Origin of the sequence: Phreatobacter sp. (genome assembly GCF_016793595.1) — a bacterium.
Classification (GTDB): Bacteria; Pseudomonadota; Alphaproteobacteria; order Rhizobiales; family Phreatobacteraceae; genus Phreatobacter.
In genome coordinates this window covers 99,230-114,720 of the sequence record NZ_JAEULY010000016.1, presented here as the reverse complement: position 1 = coordinate 114,720, position 15,491 = coordinate 99,230, and the positions used below count along the sequence as shown (strand labels likewise).

Here is a 15,491-nt window from a genome sequence, read left to right as displayed (position 1 = left end):
CCACGGCCGCAAGTCCATCCCCCGGGTGATTCCATGAGCCAAGTCCGCAAGATCCTGCTCTGCGACGACGATGCCGACATGCGCGAGGCGCTGGCGGAGCAGCTGGCGCTGCACGAGGAGTTTCAGACGATCAGCGTCGATGCGGCCGCCAAGGCGATCCAGTCGGTCAAGGGCGATCATTTCGACCTTCTGATCATGGATGTCGGCCTGCCGGACATGGACGGGCGTGAAGCCGTCAAGATCATGCGCAAGGGCGGCTTCAAGAGCCCGATCATCATGCTGACCGGGCATGACACCGATTCCGACACGATCCTCGGGCTTGAGGCCGGCGCCAACGACTATGTGGTGAAGCCGTTCCGGTTCGCCGTGCTCCTCGCGCGCGTCCGCGCGCAGTTGCGCCAGCATGAGGCCAGCGAGGACGCGGTCTTCCAGATCGGCAGCTATTCGTTCCGGCCCTCCGCCAAGCTGCTGGTCAACGAGAAGAACTCCAAGATCCGCCTGACAGAGAAGGAGACGGCGATCCTGCGCTATCTCTACCGGCAAGGTATCAAGCCGGTCTCGCGCGAGATCCTGCTGTCGGAGGTCTGGGGTTACAATTCCGGCGTCACCACCCACACGCTGGAGACGCATATCTATCGGCTTCGCCAGAAGATCGAGAAAGACCCCGGCAACGCCTCGCTGCTGGTCACCGAGGGCGGCGGCTACAAGCTCGTTCCCTGAGGGCGGCTTCGGACGGCGGCATGCGCCCGGCGCGCTGGTGGTCGGATGCATTTTCTGCGAATCGTCGCCGTCAGGATTATAAGAAGCCTTCTCTCCCCCAGCGGACCTCATGGCCCTCGACGACGACATCGCCCTTCTGGCCCGGGTGCCGCTATTCGCAAGCCTGGGCGGCGAACCCGTTCGCCTCCTTGCCTTCTCGTCGGAGACGCGGGAATTGCGGGCGGGCGACATCCTGTTCAAGGAAGGTCAGGCGGCCGATTCGGGCTATGTCGTGGTCGAGGGCAGCCTGACCCTCGCCAATTCGGCGGGCCTCACCGACCGCCACGCCACGCGAGGTGCGCTGCTCGGCGAGATCGCTCTGATCGTCGAGACCTTGCGGCCGGCGACCGCCACCGCGCGCGAGCCCTGCACGGTGCTGCGAATCCCCCGCACTCTGTTTCGCCGGGTGCTCAGCGAGTTTCCGGATGCGGCCCTGCGCCTCCACGAGGACTTCCGCGAGAAGATGCGCGCGACCACCGCTGACCTCAACCGCGTGGGGCGACTGTTCGGGCCGGACGATCGCCGCTGAGCCTTGCTTGACGCAGGGTGATGAGCCCACCAATGTCCGCTGCGGTGGCCACGCGCCGCCTGGAGAGCGGTGATGCCGGATAGCGGCGCGCGTGGCGCCTCGCCCCGCCAAGACGGTTCGGACCTGTCCCGACGCTTCGGCGGGCTGCTGATCCTGTGCGGGTTGCCGCTCCTTCTCCTGGTCCTGCTGCTCGGCTGGTCCACTTATGGCCGCGCCGAGATCACCGCGCAGGCGCGTGAACATCTGCTTGAGCATCTGCTGCTGGTCGCCGGCACCATCGCGACTTTCATCGTGCTGGCCCTGCTCGTCTGGCGCCAGTTCGTCGCGCCCGCGGTCGCGCTCGCTCGCGCGGCCGCCGGGCAGGGCGCCGCCGACGAACTCCCGGCTCCCTGGCTCGGCCTGCGCGGACAGCTCGATCTGGCGACAAGCCGGCAGGATGCGAAGATCCATCAGCTGCGCGCCATGATCGACGGCATTCCGCTGCGCACGGTCTATGTCGATCACGACCTCATCTATCGCGATGCCAACAAGGAATTCCTCGATTTCGTCGGCAAGCGCCGCGACCAGGTCATCGGCCATAGCGTCGGAGAGGTTCTCGGCCCGAAGGTCGTGACGCAATACGAGAACATGGCCGAGCGTGTGCGCGCGGGCGAGACCATGCGCTGGGAGGGCTGGATCGATTTCGTCGAAAAGGGTGGCCGCTACCTGCAGGTCTCGCTGATGCCCTATGTCGCGGTCGGCGACACGCGGGTCGGCTTCCTCACGTTCACCCGCGACCTGACCGAGCTGAAGCTTGGCGAGCAGGAGCTGGCCCGCAGTGAGGCACTGAACAGGGCCGTCGTCAGGGCATCGCTCGACGCCATCATCGTCACCGACGAGGATTGGACGATCCTGGAGTTCAACCCGACCGCCGAGGTCCTGTCAGGCTATAGTCGCGACGACGCGCTCGGCATGAAGGTCACCGAGTTGGTCATCCCGCAGGATCTGCGCGAGGAGCAGATCAGCGCGATGGAGCGCTACAAGACGCGCGCCGAAGGTCGCAATCTCGCCCGCCGGTTCGAGACGCGGGGCCTGCGCAAGGATGGCAGCACCTTTCCGATCGAATATTCGGTCAACGCTGTCCGTTTCGGCGAGCAAAGACTGTTCATGGCGCATGTCCGCGACCTGACGGAGCCGCAGCGGCTGCAGGCCGAGGCCACCGCCAACCGCGAGCGACTGCATCAGGTCGAAAAGCTGTCCGCCATGGGCTCCCTGCTCGCCGGCGTCGCCCACGAACTCAACAATCCGCTCGCCATTGTCATCGCGCAGTCCTCGCTTCTGGTCGAAAAGGCCGCCAGCGACGATGTCCGGCGGCGGGGCGAGCGCATCCATGCCGCCGCCGAGCGCTGCGGGCGCATCGTCAAGAGCTTCCTCGCGATGGCGCGGCAGAAGCCACCGCAGCGCGAACCGATCGACATCAACGCGGTCGCTTCGGGCGCCATCGACATGGTGAGCTACGGGCTCAGGAGTTCCGATATCGAGCTCGACCTCAGCCTGGCGCCGGATCTGCCGCCGGTGACCGGCGACAAGGACCTGCTGGCGCAGGTCATCGCCAATCTGCTGATCAACGCCCAGCAGGCGCTGATGGATCGGCCGGCGCCACGGCGGATCAGCCTGCGCACCGCCCGCAAGGACGCCAGCGTCGCGATCATGGTCGCTGATAACGGCCCCGGCATTCCCGATGAGCTGATGCGTCGCGTCTTCGAACCCTATTTCACCACCAAGCCGGCCGGCGTCGGCACCGGCATCGGCCTGTCGATCTGCCGGAACGTCGTCGAGGCCCATGGCGGCAGCGTCGCGCTGTCGAACCAGCCCTCTGGCGGTGCGCGCTTCGATCTGTTGCTGCCCGCTGCCGAAGCGGCGACGGCCTCCGCGCCGAAAGTGGCCGGACCGGCGGCCGCGAGCGGCCTTTCCGTTCTGATCGTCGACGACGAGGCGGATGTCGCCCGCAGCCTCGCCGAAATCCTCGAAGGGCTCGGGCACCGGCCGATCGTCGCCGACCGCCCGGCGACGGCGCTGGAAACAATCGAGCGCACGCCTGTCGACATCATCTTCGCTGATCTGAGGATGCCGGGCCTCGACGGAATCGACTTCCGCGACCGCATCCATGATCGCGACCCCAAGCTCGCCGAGCGCACGATCATCGTCACCGGCGACACGGTGGCCGGCCCGGACAGGCTCGCCAAGGCGCGCGGCGCCGAGGTGGTCGTGCTGGAGAAGCCTTTCACGTTCGACGACGTGCGCGGAATCCTCGCCAGGGTCACCACCAACGGTCTCGCCGAGCGCCTGAAGCGCTGATCCGGTCCTATTCGGCGGCGATGGCCATCTCGGCGGCCGCCTCCGCCATGGCGTCGGCGACAGTGCCATAGGCGAGCGCCCAGGCCGCCTGGGCTGCATCGTCGAAATCCTCGCCCAGCAGCTCCGCCAGCGTCGCCAGAAGCGCCTCGCCGACAGCGTTGTAGTGGTCGGGCTGAACGCCGTAGCCGGCGTGACGCATGCCAAGCTCGCGCACTTCGGGCATCACGGCGTGCAGATTGTCCAGCGACAGGATGATGTGGGCCAGCGCCTGGACCAGTTTCGCGCGCTGCGGCCGCATATCCGCCGGGAACATCGGACGGATGGTCGGGTCGCCGTCGAACAGGCGGTCGTAGAACGCCGCTGCGAACGCCTCCTTGCGGGGAGCGATCTGGCCGAACTGGCGGCGGATCGTGGCGGTCTGGGCGGGCGTCATGGGCGACAGGTGTTCCGGCCGTTGTCGGGAGCCTGCACCATGACGCCGCCATCCTTCGCCACCGTTGCGGCGGCGCGGTTCAGTGTTTCCTTGGTTTCCACCTTTTCGCGCTGCGCGGTCCGGCCGACGAAGCAACTGAAACACAGCGTCCCTCGCGGCGACATCGAACCGCATGACGGGCGGGCGCAGGGTCGCCGGCCAGGGGAGACGAGTATTCAATGCGTGCCTGCGACCCATTGTGCCCGATGGAGGGGCCGGCCCGCTGGCGGGCGGGCCGCGGGGCGCGGCGCTCCAGATCAAACCCTGTCGGGTCAGACCGCATCCGGGCTGGCCGTATCCTTGGCTTCGCTGGCAACCTCGGCGCCGTGATTCGGCAGGTCGAAGACGTAGCCGTGGCCTCTGACGGTGCGGATCGCCTCGGTATCGAGCTTGCGGCGCAGCCGTGCGATGCGCGAATCGATCGCCCGGTCGAAGGCTTCCTCGTCCTCGGCCGGCGCACGCTCCATGATCTCCTCGCGCGTCAGCACCTTGCCGGGATTGTCGGCGAAGGCGCGGATCAGCGCGACCTCGCCAGCCGACAGCCGGTCGGTCGAGCCATCGGCCTTGAGGATGCGGGCCGCGACCAGATCGACGGAGGCAGTCTCGAACACCACGAAGTTGCGGCGGCGTCCCAGCCGGCGCTGCAGGATGCCGGCGACGCGGGCGGCAAGCTCGCGCAGCTCGACCGGCTTCTGCACATAGTCCTCGGCCCCCAGCTCCAGCCCGAGCACCCGGTCCACCGGGTCGGGATTGCCAGTCAGCACGAGAACGGCGATATCGCTGGCGAGATCGGTGCGAATGAGAATGTCGATGCCGCCCTCGCCGGGCAGTCCGAGGTCGAGGATGATCAGGTCCGGCTTCTCGCGGGCGAGATAGGGCTCGAGCTCCCACGCCGCCTTCAGGCAGTCGACGTCGTAGCCGAGATCGGTCAGGTATTCCTTGACCGCGTCGGACCAGTCCGGTTCGTCGTCGAGCACCGCGATGCGGCCGCGCCTCGCCATCGGTCAGCCTTTCGATACTGCGTCGCGCCGCTTGCATCCGCGCGCGAGTTCCATCCTAGTTCGTGGCCGCATCTGCTGTCACCCTCGCTTGAAACACAAGGGCATCGGGCATGAAGACGACCGTCGCTATCGTCGACGACGAGGAACATCTGCGCGAGGCCGTCGGCGAATACCTGGAACTGCAGGGCTTCGAGGTCCTGAGCTTCCGCAATGCCCAGGCATTCCGCGAGGAAGGCGCCGGCAAGGCGATCGACGTGGCGGTTCTCGATGTCGCCATGCCCGGCGAGGACGGCCTCTCGCTCGCCCGCTTCATCCGCAAGTCCGGCTCGACAGGCATCATCATGGCGACCGCCGCCGGACGCCCGATCGACCGCATCGTCGGCCTCGAGATCGGCGCGGACGACTATCTGGTGAAGCCCTACGAACTGCGCGAACTGCTCGCCCGCATCAAGAGCGTGCTGCGCCGCGTGAAGGCGGCTCCCCCGGTGGGACAGACGACGCCGGCGGCCGCGCCCGAGAGCCGCAGCCTGCGGTTCGGCACGCTGGTTCTCGACCTCGATGCCCGGCGACTGGTCGATGGCTCCGGTGGCCCGATCGAGCTGACTGCGATGGAATTCGATCTCCTGCAGGCGCTGGCGACCCGGCCGAACCGGGTGCTGTCCCGCGGCCAGCTTCAGGAATTCGCCCATGGCCGGACAGTGGACGAGAGCGACCGCTCCATCGACATCCGCGTCACGCGCCTGCGCAAGAAGATCGAGCCGGACCCGGAACACCCGCGCTTCATCAAGACGGTGCGCGGCGAGGGCTACGTCTTCGTTCCCGGCGGAGGCTGATCCGTGGCGGAAGCCGAGCAGCTCATCGGTTCCGGGCCGGCCGCACCGTTCGGCCGGCTGTTCGAGGACAGCGTGGTCGCGCCGGAAGGCCAGCTCGATCCCACCGTTCTTGGTCGCCTGTTCGAGGCCATGCCGATGCGCGTCACCGCGCTCGATGCCGGCCAGCGCTTCGTCTTCGCCAACAGCGAGACGCTGGCCATGCTGGGCAAGCGCTCCGACGAGGTCGTCGGGCACACCGTGCGCGAGGTGTTCGGCGCCTCCGTCGATGAGCGCAGCAAGGTCTTCGAGGCAAAGCTCGCGAAAGGCGAGGTCGTCCGCTGGGCGGATTGGGGCGTCTATGCCAACGGTCAGCGCCGCTATGTGGAACATCTCTATTCGCCGTGCTTCGGTCCGGCCGGCGAACTGATCGGCTATATCAGCTTCGTGCGCGACACGACCGATCTGAAGGAGCGGGAGGAAGCACTGGAGGCGCGGATCGCGGCGCTCAACATCGCCGAGACGGTCAATACCGCGATCATCAAGACCTCGATCGACCCGATCATGGTGGTCGATGAGGATGGCTTGCTGATCGACCTCAATCCCGCAGCCATGGCGACCTTCGGCTATTCCCGCGCCCATGCGGTCGGGCGGCCTATCGCCGACCTGATCATCCCGCCGCATCTGCGCGAGAGCCATACGCAGGGCATGGGCCGCTACACGGCGACCGGCATGAGCCGGATCCTCGACCAGCGCATCACGGTCGATGCCCAGCGTTCGGACGGCGCGACCATCCCCATCGAACTGACCATTTCCGAGATCCGGCTGCCGCAACGGCGCGTGTTCACCGCCCATCTGCGCGACCTCTCCTCCGTGCGCCAGGCCGAAAGGCAGCTCGAACAGCAGCGCGAACGGCTGCACCAGGCCGAGAAACTCTCCGCCATGGGCTCGCTTCTGGCCGGCGTCGCCCATGAACTCAACAATCCACTGGCGATCCTCGTCGCGCAGTCGACCTTGCTCATGGAGACCGCGTCGAGCGATGCCCAGAAGCGACGCGCCGAGCGCATCCATGCCGCGGCCGAACGATCCGGCCGGATCGTCAAGAGCTTCCTCGCCATGGCGCGCCAGCGGCCCGAAAAGCGCGAGCCGACCAGCCTGAACGCGCTGGTGAAGGCGTCCACCGAAATGCTCGCCTACGGACTGCGCACCCACGGCGTTGAACTCGCGCTCGACCTCGACGAGCGGCTGCCGGCAATCGTCGCCGATCAGGACTTCCTCGGCCAGGTCGTCGCCAACCTGATCATCAACGCCCAGCATGCGCTGGCGGAGCGCCCCGATCCCCGCCGGATCGTCGTCTCGACCCGGAACGAGGGTCGCAGCGCCGTGCTCCAGGTCGCCGACAACGGCCCAGGCGTGCCCGCACAGCTCGCCGAGCGCATCTTCGAGCCCTATTTCACCACCAAGCCCGCGGGCGTCGGCACTGGCATCGGCCTGTCCATCTGCAAGACCGTGGTCGAATCGCATGGCGGCACGATCAGCCATGCCGCAGCCCCCGGCGGTGGTGCGATCTTCACCGTCTCCTTGCCCGCCATCACCGGCGAACAGGCCGAGGAACCCGTGCCCGCCAGCCCCGAAACCGATGGCCTGTCCATCCTCGTCGTCGATGACGAAGCCGACGTGCGCGAGGGGCTCGCCGAAATGCTCGAACTGCTCGGCCATCGGGTCCTTCCCGCCCAGACCGCCCGCGAGGCGCTGGAGGGCGGCGGCGCGGAAGCGGCCGATCTGGTCTTCGTCGATCTCCGAATGCCCGGTATCGATGGCCTCCGCTTCCGCGATGCGGTGGTCGCGCGCAATCCGAGGCTCGCCGACCGCGTGATCATCATGACCGGTGACGCGGTCGAGGGTCCCGGCGCGGTGGAGCGCCATGGCGGCGAAGGGCGCATTCCCATCATGGAAAAGCCGTTCACGCTGGCCGACGTGCGTGACGCCCTCACGGCCTTCGCCTGATTGCCGCGTGAGTCTTCGCGAAGATCCCGGAGTCGAGGCATCCGCGCCGCGAGTCTCCACACAGGCCACCTGAGTCGAAAAGGTCGGTGGCGGGCACGTCGCACGCATGTCCCGGCGGCTGGTAAGAATTCGTTAACCGAAATGACTCGCGGCGAATCCCGATCGACTCGGCATCCGGCGATCATGACTCGGCTAGTGGCTCGCTAGACTCTCAACCACCATATCTTGTCGTGAACGAATCAGGATTCGTGGCGAGTCAGCGATTCGACCCCGATTCGTTCCAGACTCGTTCCGGGCGTGAACGAGCGCGCCGGCCGATACCGAAATGTCACGCATGTCCCGTGCCGGCGTGATACAGAAGGTTCCGAATGACCCTGTCGCTTCCGCCACTGCCCCCCGCCCTCCGCGGGCGTGGGGTAACCGCAGTCCTCGGCCCGACCAATACGGGCAAGACGACGCTCGCCATCGAGCGAATGCTGGCCCATCCCTCGGGCCTGATCGGGCTGCCGTTGCGGCTCCTCGCCCGCGAGGTCTATGCCAAGCTCGTCGCCCGCGCCGGCGAGGGCGCGGTGGCGCTGGTCACGGGCGAGGAGAAGATCAAGCCGCCCGGCGCGCGCTACTGGGTCGCGACCGTCGAGGCCATGCCGCTCGACATCGACGTGTCCTTCCTCGCCATCGACGAGATCCAGATCGCCGGCGACCTCGAGCGCGGTCACGTCTTCACCGACCGCATCCTCAACCGGCGTGGCCGCGACGAGACCATGCTGCTCGGGGCCGCCACGATGCGCGGGCTGATCGAGAAGCTCATTCCCGGCGCCAATATCGTCACGCGGCCGCGCTTCTCGAACCTGATGTTCGCGGGCGAGAAGAAACTCACCCGCCTGCCGCGTCGCTCGGCCATCGTCGCCTTCTCGGCCGACGAGGTCTATGCGATCGCCGAGCTGATCCGCCGCCAGCGCGGCGGCGCCGCCGTGGTGCTCGGCGCGCTGTCGCCACGCACGCGCAATGCGCAGGTCGAGATCTACCAGTCCGGCGACGTCGATTATCTCATCGCCACCGACGCCATCGGCATGGGTCTCAATCTCGATGTCGACCATGTCGCCTTCGCTGCCGACCGGAAATTCGACGGCTACCAGTTCCGCCGGCTGAACCCGGTCGAGTTCGCCCAGATCGCAGGGCGCGCAGGGCGCTCCAATCGCGACGGCACGTTCGGGACGACCGGCCGCTGCCCGCCGTTGGAGGACGAACTTGTTCAGGCGCTGGAGAGCCATTCCTTCGACGGCGTGAAGATGCTGCAGTGGCGCAACACCCATCTTGACTTCGCGTCGGTGGAAGCGCTGCTCGCCAGCCTCGACGTGGTGCCGACCGAACCGGGCCTAACCCGCTCACCCATCGCCATCGACCAGCGGGTTCTGGAACTGGCGCTGAAGGACGAGGATGTCAGGGCGCGCGCCAGGGGCCGCGAAGCGGTGTCCAAGCTCTGGGACGCGTGCCTGATGCCGGACTATCGCCGCATCTCGCCGGCGAGCCATACCGAGCTGGTCACCGCCCTTTACGGCCACCTCACCAGCCGGAAGGGACGCATCCCCTCCGACTGGATCGCCGCCCAGGTCGCCATCGCCGACCGCACCGATGGCGACATCGACACGCTGTCCAACCGGATCGCCCACATCCGCACCTGGACCTTCGCAGCCAACCGGCCGGACTGGGTCGATGACCCCGTCCACTGGCAGGCAGAGACACGCCGGGTGGAGGACATTTTGTCCGATGCCCTTCATGAACGCTTGACGCAGCGCTTCGTCGATCGCAGGACGAGCGTGCTGATGCGTCGCCTAAGGGAAAACACCATGCTCGAGGCCGAGATCACCAAGACCGGCGACGTGACCGTCGAGGGCCAGCATGTCGGCCGGCTCGAAGGCTTTCGCTTCGCCCCCGACCCGCAGGCCGGCGACGGCGAGGCGGGGCGCGCCCTGCGGGCGGCCGCGTCCAAGGCGCTGGCGAGCGAAATCGACTCCCGCGCGGAGAAACTGTCGTCGTCCGGCGATGAAGCTTTCATCCTGTCGAACGACGGCACGATCCGCTGGCACGGCGAGGCCGTCGCCAAGCTCGATGCCGGGGACAAGATCCTCGCGCCGCGCGTGCGCATCCTCTCCGACGAGCATCTGACCGGTGGCCCGCGCGACCAGGTGCAGGCGCGCCTCGACCTCTGGCTCCACGCCCAGATCGAGAAGCAGCTCGGCCCTGTCCTGGCGCTGGAGAGGTCCGAGGAACTGACCGGCCTCGCTCGCGGCGTCGCCTTCCAGCTCGCCGAGGCGCTTGGCGTCATCGACCGGCCGAAGATCGCCGAGGACGTGAAGCAGCTTGATCAGGAGGCGCGGGCCGTCCTGCGCAAGCTCGGCGTGCGCTTCGGCGCCTATCACATCTACCTGCCGGCGACGCTGAAGCCCGCGCCGCGCGCCCTGGCGCTGCAGCTCTTCATGCTCAAGCAGGACATGCTCGGCGAGAAGGGTCTGACCGAGCTGCCGGCGCTTGCCGCCTCGGGCCGCACCTCGATCGCCGTCGATCCCGCGATCAACAAGGATCTCTACCGCCTCGTCGGCTTCCGCGCGCTGGGCCCGCGAGCCGTGCGCGTCGATATCCTCGAGCGCCTCGCCGACATCATCCGCCCGGCTCTCGCCTGGCGACCGGGCACCGCGACGCCGGAGCCGGCCGGCCATTTTCCCGGCGGCGGCTTTACCGCGACCGTCGCCATGACCTCGCTGGTCGGCTGCTCGGGCGACGACTTCGCCTCCATCCTCAAGGGCCTCGGCTACCGGATGGACAAGCGTCCCGCGCCGCCGCCGAAGCCCGTGGAGGTTGCCGCGCCGGCCGAGACCGAGGCCGCTGCACCGGCCGAGGCGGACGCCGCAGAGCCGGCCGACGCCGGTGTCGTCATCGACACGGTGGAGGAGGCCGTAGCCGCTGATGCCCTGCCACCGGAGCCGGTTGCCGAAGCTCCCATGGCGGATGTGGAAACACAGGCCGCACCGCCTGCATCGGAGACGCCCGTCGCAGCCGAACCGGCCGCGCCGTCCTTCGAGGCGCCAGCCCTGACCGAGGCGGCCGCTGCCGACGGACAGGTGTCGGCAGAGGCACCGGCCGAGGCTGCCGAGACGCCACAGGCGGAGACCCGCACGGAACCGGCTGCGGCAGCCGAGCCTGCCATGGTCGAGGTCTGGCGTCCCGGCGGCCGGATGGACGGCGAGCGCCCGCAGCGCCGTGACTTCCGTAAGGGCGGCGAGCGCGGCGGCGAGCAGGGACAGCGGCGCGATCATCGTCCGCGTCACGGTCAGCCGCGCGATGGGCAGCGCCATGGACAACCGCGTGACGGTCAGCCGCGAGACGGCCAGCCGGGCGGCGAGAACCGTTCCGATCGCGCGCCCCGCGAGGGTGCTCCGGAGGGCGAGCGCCGGGAAGGCGGCCGCCCGCCGCGCCGCGATTTCTCCAAGTTCAAGGACTTCCGGGGCAAGGATTCGCGCAACAAGGGTGATGGTGAGCGCCGGGACCGGCCGCAGCGCGAGGAGCGCGCCGATTTCCGTGGGCCCCGTCCGCAGGATCGGGCCCCGCGCAAGGAGCGCGAGCCCGATCCGAACTCGCCCTTCGCCAAGCTCGCGGCGCTGAAGGACGCCATGACCAAGAAGCCGTGACGCGGCAACCCTGAGGCATTGTTGAACGAGACGGACCGCCTGCGCATCGACAAGTGGCTATGGTTCGCGCGCGTGGTGAAAACGCGGAGCGCGGCGGCAAAGCTCTGCGAGGACGGTTCCGTCCGGCTCAATGGCGCCAAGATCGATCAGGCCCACAAGCCGGTGCGGCCGGGAGACGTGCTGACCATCGCGCTTCCCGGCCGGGTGAAGGTGCTGAAGGTCGTTTCGCTCGCCGAGCGACGCGGCCCCTACAGCGAGGCGCAGCACATCTACGAGGATCTGTCGCCCGAGCCGCCCCGCTTCGACCCGCCCTCGCCCATCGTCGAACGCGATCCCGGCAGCGGCCGGCCGACCAAGGCCGAGCGGCGCGAGACGGATCGGCTGAAAGGCTGGGACAGCTGAGCCTGTCCTCACGGCGATTTCTCTTGCCACGGATGGCCTGTTCGGAATAACGAACGATCTGACTGACGAGAGAAACGCGACCGTTTCGTTCCATGGCACGCGCCCAGCGCATCTCCGACGATCTCGCCCGACGCCAGGCCGATGAGCCGGCCGGCGAGGTCGCGCATTTCGGACCCGACGAGCCGCTGCTGCTCGATGCGGGCGTGGCCCTGTCGCCGTTCCAGATCGGCTACAAGACCTATGGCACGCTGAACGCCGACCGCTCCAACGCGGTTCTCGTCTGTCACGCACTGACCGGCGACCAGCATGTCGCCAGCGACAATCCGGTCACCGGCAAGCCCGGCTGGTGGGAGATCATGATCGGCCCGGGCAGGCCAGTCGATACCGATCGTTATTTCGTCATCTGCTCCAACGTGCTCGGCGGCTGCATGGGCACGACGGGACCTGCCTCCACCAACAACGCCACTGGCCAGCCACACGGCCTTGCGCTGCCGCTGATCACCATTCCCGACATGGTGCGCGCGCAGTCCATGCTGGTGAAGCGGCTCGGCATCGACAGCCTGTTCTGCGTCATCGGCGGCTCGATGGGCGGCATGCAGGTGCTGCAATGGGCGACGCAGTATCGGGACAGGGTGTTCTCGGCCATGCCGATCGCCACCGCCGCGCGCCATTCCGCCCAGAACATCGCGCTGCACGAGGTCGGCCGGCAGGCGATCATGGCTGATCCCGAATGGCGCGGCGGGCGCTACCTGACCGAGGACACGCGGCCCTCCGCGGGTCTCGCCGTGGCGCGCATGGCCGCGCACATCACCTACCTTTCCGACGCCGCCCTGCACCGCAAGTTCGGCCGCAGGTTCCAGGACCGCGACGCCCCGACCTTCTCCTTCAACGCCGATTTTCAGGTCGAGAGCTATCTGCGTTATCAGGGCGAGGCCTTCGTCGAGCGCTTCGACGCCAATTCCTATCTCTACGTGACGCGCGCGATGGACTATTTCGACATCGCCGCCGAGCATGGCGGCTCGCTCGCCAGGGCCTTCGCCGGAACCAAGACCCGGTTCTGCGTCGTCTCCTTCACCTCCGACTGGCTGTTCCCCACCGCCGGGTCGCGCGCCGTCGTCCACGCGCTGAACGCGGCGGGCGCCTCGGTCTCCTTCGCCGAGATCGAGTCCGACAAGGGCCACGACGCCTTCCTGCTCGACGAGCCGGAACTGTTCGCCATCACCCGCGGCTTTCTTGCCTCGGCCGCCCGGGCGCGAGGCATCGCATGACGCAGGATCTGACCATGGCCTCCGCGCCGGGTCCCGTGCGCCCGGACTATCTCGTCGTCGCCGGCATGATCGAGCCCGGCTCGAAAGTGCTGGACGTCGGCTGCGGCGACGGCGGGCTGCTGAAGCTCCTGCGCGACAGCAAGGGCGTCGACGGGCGCGGCATCGAACTGTCGCGCGAGGGCGTCAACCAGTGTGTCGCCGAAGGCCTGGCGGTTGTGCAGGGCGACGCCGACACGGACCTTGCCTTCTACCCCGACGACGCCTTCGACGTGGTGATCCTGTCGCAGACCATTCAGGCGACCCGCGCGCCGCGCGTGGTGCTGGAACACATGCTCCGCATCGGCAAGCGCGCCATCGTCTCGTTCCCGAATTTCGGTCATTGGCGCCTGAGGATGCAGCTGGTCACGCGCGGACGCATGCCGACCTCGGAGAACCTGCCTTACCGCTGGTACGACACGCCCAATATCCACTTCTGCACCATTCGCGACTTCGTCGATCTCGTCCGCGAGATTGACGCGGTGATCGAGCGCTCGACAGCGCTCGACTGGCACGGCCGCGAAGTGCGCGTGAACGCGCCGTGGTGGTTCTGGAACTTCTTCGGCGAGCAGGCCGTGTTCAAGCTCAGCCGGAAGGGCTAGGCTCGGCGCTCCCTTGGGGGTCTCACATGCCACTGGTCGCCAATATCCTCGTCGCGTTCGTGGGCCTGCTCCACGTCGCGATCCTCGTCATCGAGATGTTCTTCTGGAACACGCCTTTCGGCCACCGCACCTTCGGCCTGACGCCGGACTTCGCCGCGCAGTCGGCGGTGCTGGCCGCCAATCAGGGTCTCTATAACGGCTTCCTCGCGGCCGGCCTCATCTGGAGCCTGTTCGCGCCGAAGACCATGGCTTTCGCGCTGAAAATCTTCTTCCTCGGCTGCGTCGTGATCGCCGGCATCTATGGCGGCGCGACGGCCAAGACCTCGATCCTGTTCACGCAGGGCCTGCCGGCGGCGGTGGCGCTGGCGGCCGTCTTCCTCGCGCGCAACAAGGGCTGATCAGGCACGCGTCAGGGCGGCGCAGAGATCGAGGAGCCGGTCCACCTCGCCCTCCGTGTTGTAGTAGTGCGGCGAGGCGCGCACCAGCGGCGGCAGGTGGCGCGCCTCGGCATCGATCCGCGTGCTCGACGGGTTGGACGCCCCGATGGTGATGCCGGCCTCGCCCGCCGCCGCGACCACGGCGGAGGCATCCAGTCCCTCGACGGTGAAGCTGACGATTGCCGAGGGGCTCCGGCCAAGATCGCGCGCCGTCACTCCAGCAAGCGTGCTGAGGCCGTTGCGAAGGCGACCGGAGAGCAACCGGCAACGCGCCTCGATCGCATCGAGGCCGATATCCAGCGCATAGTCCACGGCGACGCCGAGACCGGCACGCGCCGCATAATTGTTTTCCCAGGTCTCGAAGCGGCGGGCATCGTCGCGCAGTTGGTAGCGGTCGCGCGCCACCCAGACCGCCGAGAAATGGTCGACCATCGGCGGCTCGAGACCTTTCAGGAAAGCACGCCGCACATAGAGAAAGCCGGTGCCGCGCGGGCCGCGCAGGAACTTGCGCCCCGTCGCCGACAGCATGTCGCAACCGATGGCCTCGACATCGACGGGCATCTGGCCGACAGCCTGACAGGCATCCAGCAGGTAAGGGACTCCGTGGGTGCGAGCGATGCGGCCGACCGCCGCCGCCGGATTGGCGAGACCGCCATTGGTCGGCACCCAGGTAATCGAGATCAGCTTCACCCGCGCATCGATCATCCGCTCCAGCGCGGCAAGATCGATCTCGCCCGTCTCGTCGCTGGGGATCACGTCGATGACAAGGCCGGTGCGCCTGGCCATCTGGAGGTAGGCGACATAGTTCGCGCCATATTCGGCCTCGCAGGTGAGAATGCGGTCGCCGGCCGTGAATTTCAGGCCATAAAAGGCCATCTGCCAGGCGACTGTCGCGTTCTCCATCAGGCCGATCTCGTCGGGCGCGGCATTGAGCAGGCGCGCCACCGAGCCATAGACGCCATCGAGGCGCGCCGTTTCCTGTTCAGCTGCCGCATAGCCGCCGATCTCGGCCTCGATATCGAGATGGGCCTTCATCGTCTCCACGACCTGACGCGGCATCAATCCGGCACCGGCATTGTGGAGATAGCAGCGGCGCTCAGCCGAGGGCACGTCGGTCCGGATGCGCGCGAGATCGAGGGCCATGAC

Annotated in this window: 13 protein-coding genes; 10 read left to right on the top strand and 3 right to left on the bottom strand. The window is 67.8% G+C overall.

All coding sequences use genetic code 11. The features are described from left to right. Positions 1-33 precede the first annotated feature (33 nt). From JNK84_RS17770 to JNK84_RS17760, 3 genes are all read left to right on the top strand, one after another. Positions 34-720, top strand: coding sequence for a response regulator transcription factor (locus JNK84_RS17770; RefSeq protein WP_293426136.1), 687 nt, complete (start codon positions 34-36; stop codon positions 718-720). Positions 721-829: 109 nt separating this feature from the next. Beyond that, positions 830-1,288, top strand: a complete 459-nt coding sequence (locus tag JNK84_RS17765) for a cyclic nucleotide-binding domain-containing protein (RefSeq protein ID WP_293426134.1) — start codon at positions 830-832, stop codon at positions 1,286-1,288. A gap of 72 nt (positions 1,289-1,360) precedes the next feature. Beyond that, positions 1,361-3,625, top strand: a complete 2,265-nt coding sequence (locus JNK84_RS17760; RefSeq protein WP_293426133.1) for a hybrid sensor histidine kinase/response regulator — start codon at positions 1,361-1,363, stop codon at positions 3,623-3,625. A gap of 7 nt (positions 3,626-3,632) precedes the next feature. Here JNK84_RS17760 and JNK84_RS17755 read toward each other — a convergent pair whose 3' ends face one another. Then, entirely contained in the window at positions 3,633-4,058 is a 426-nt protein-coding gene (locus tag JNK84_RS17755; protein WP_293426132.1) for a globin domain-containing protein, read from the bottom strand. A 311-nt stretch (positions 4,059-4,369) separates the two neighbouring features. Next, positions 4,370-5,098: a response regulator transcription factor gene (locus JNK84_RS17750; protein WP_293426130.1), complete on the bottom strand. Its 729-nt coding sequence runs from the start codon at positions 5,096-5,098 to the stop codon at positions 4,370-4,372. A gap of 110 nt (positions 5,099-5,208) precedes the next feature. On the opposite strand from JNK84_RS17750, the gene JNK84_RS17745 reads away from it, so the two are divergent. The 7 genes from JNK84_RS17745 to JNK84_RS17715 all read left to right on the top strand — a co-directional run bounded on the left by JNK84_RS17745 (position 5,209) and on the right by JNK84_RS17715 (position 14,306). Next, positions 5,209-5,931, top strand: a complete 723-nt coding sequence (locus tag JNK84_RS17745) for a response regulator (RefSeq protein ID WP_293426128.1) — start codon at positions 5,209-5,211, stop codon at positions 5,929-5,931. 3 nt (positions 5,932-5,934) lie between these two features. Then, complete coding sequence (locus JNK84_RS17740) at positions 5,935-7,914, top strand: PAS domain S-box protein (RefSeq protein ID WP_293426126.1); 1,980 nt, start codon at positions 5,935-5,937, stop codon at positions 7,912-7,914. Positions 7,915-8,282: 368 nt separating this feature from the next. After that, the gene (locus tag JNK84_RS17735; protein ID WP_293426124.1) at positions 8,283-11,600 is read left to right on the top strand and encodes a helicase-related protein; all 3,318 of its coding nucleotides are present in this window, start codon (positions 8,283-8,285) and stop codon (positions 11,598-11,600) included. 21 nt (positions 11,601-11,621) lie between these two features. Then, a complete protein-coding gene (locus tag JNK84_RS17730; RefSeq protein WP_293426122.1) occupies positions 11,622-12,002 on the top strand; it encodes an RNA-binding S4 domain-containing protein in 381 nt (126 codons plus the stop codon). A gap of 92 nt (positions 12,003-12,094) precedes the next feature. Continuing rightward, positions 12,095-13,270 (top strand): homoserine O-acetyltransferase MetX, encoded by a 1,176-nt coding sequence (gene metX, locus JNK84_RS17725; protein WP_293426120.1) that lies wholly within the window; start codon positions 12,095-12,097, stop codon positions 13,268-13,270. Further along, complete coding sequence (gene metW, locus JNK84_RS17720; RefSeq protein WP_293426118.1) at positions 13,267-13,908, top strand: methionine biosynthesis protein MetW; 642 nt, start codon at positions 13,267-13,269, stop codon at positions 13,906-13,908. The genes metX and metW overlap by 4 nt, the downstream gene beginning before the upstream one ends. Before the next feature lie 32 nt (positions 13,909-13,940). Then, entirely contained in the window at positions 13,941-14,306 is a 366-nt protein-coding gene (locus tag JNK84_RS17715; RefSeq protein ID WP_293426295.1) for a DUF1304 domain-containing protein, read from the top strand. Here JNK84_RS17715 and JNK84_RS17710 read toward each other — a convergent pair whose 3' ends face one another. Continuing rightward, positions 14,307-15,488, bottom strand: coding sequence for an aminotransferase class V-fold PLP-dependent enzyme (locus tag JNK84_RS17710; protein ID WP_293426116.1), 1,182 nt, complete (start codon positions 15,486-15,488; stop codon positions 14,307-14,309). Between the last annotated feature and the right edge of the window lie 3 nt (positions 15,489-15,491).

Bases quoted from the DNA above. Each gene is read 5' to 3' on its own strand.
- metX (WP_293426120.1), top strand. From the start codon at position 12,095: ATGGCACGCGCCCAGCGCATCTCCGACGATCTCGCCCGACGCCAGGCC.
- JNK84_RS17770 (WP_293426136.1), top strand. From the start codon at position 34: ATGAGCCAAGTCCGCAAGATCCTGCTCTGCGACGACGATGCCGACATG.
- JNK84_RS17735 (WP_293426124.1), top strand. From the start codon at position 8,283: ATGACCCTGTCGCTTCCGCCACTGCCCCCCGCCCTCCGCGGGCGTGGG.
- JNK84_RS17755 (WP_293426132.1), bottom strand. From the start codon at position 4,058: ATGACGCCCGCCCAGACCGCCACGATCCGCCGCCAGTTCGGCCAGATC.
- JNK84_RS17745 (WP_293426128.1), top strand. From the start codon at position 5,209: ATGAAGACGACCGTCGCTATCGTCGACGACGAGGAACATCTGCGCGAG.
- JNK84_RS17765 (WP_293426134.1), top strand. From the start codon at position 830: ATGGCCCTCGACGACGACATCGCCCTTCTGGCCCGGGTGCCGCTATTC.
- JNK84_RS17760 (WP_293426133.1), top strand. From the start codon at position 1,361: ATGCCGGATAGCGGCGCGCGTGGCGCCTCGCCCCGCCAAGACGGTTCG.
- JNK84_RS17710 (WP_293426116.1), bottom strand. From the start codon at position 15,488: ATGGCCCTCGATCTCGCGCGCATCCGGACCGACGTGCCCTCGGCTGAG.
- metW (WP_293426118.1), top strand. From the start codon at position 13,267: ATGACGCAGGATCTGACCATGGCCTCCGCGCCGGGTCCCGTGCGCCCG.
- JNK84_RS17750 (WP_293426130.1), bottom strand. From the start codon at position 5,098: ATGGCGAGGCGCGGCCGCATCGCGGTGCTCGACGACGAACCGGACTGG.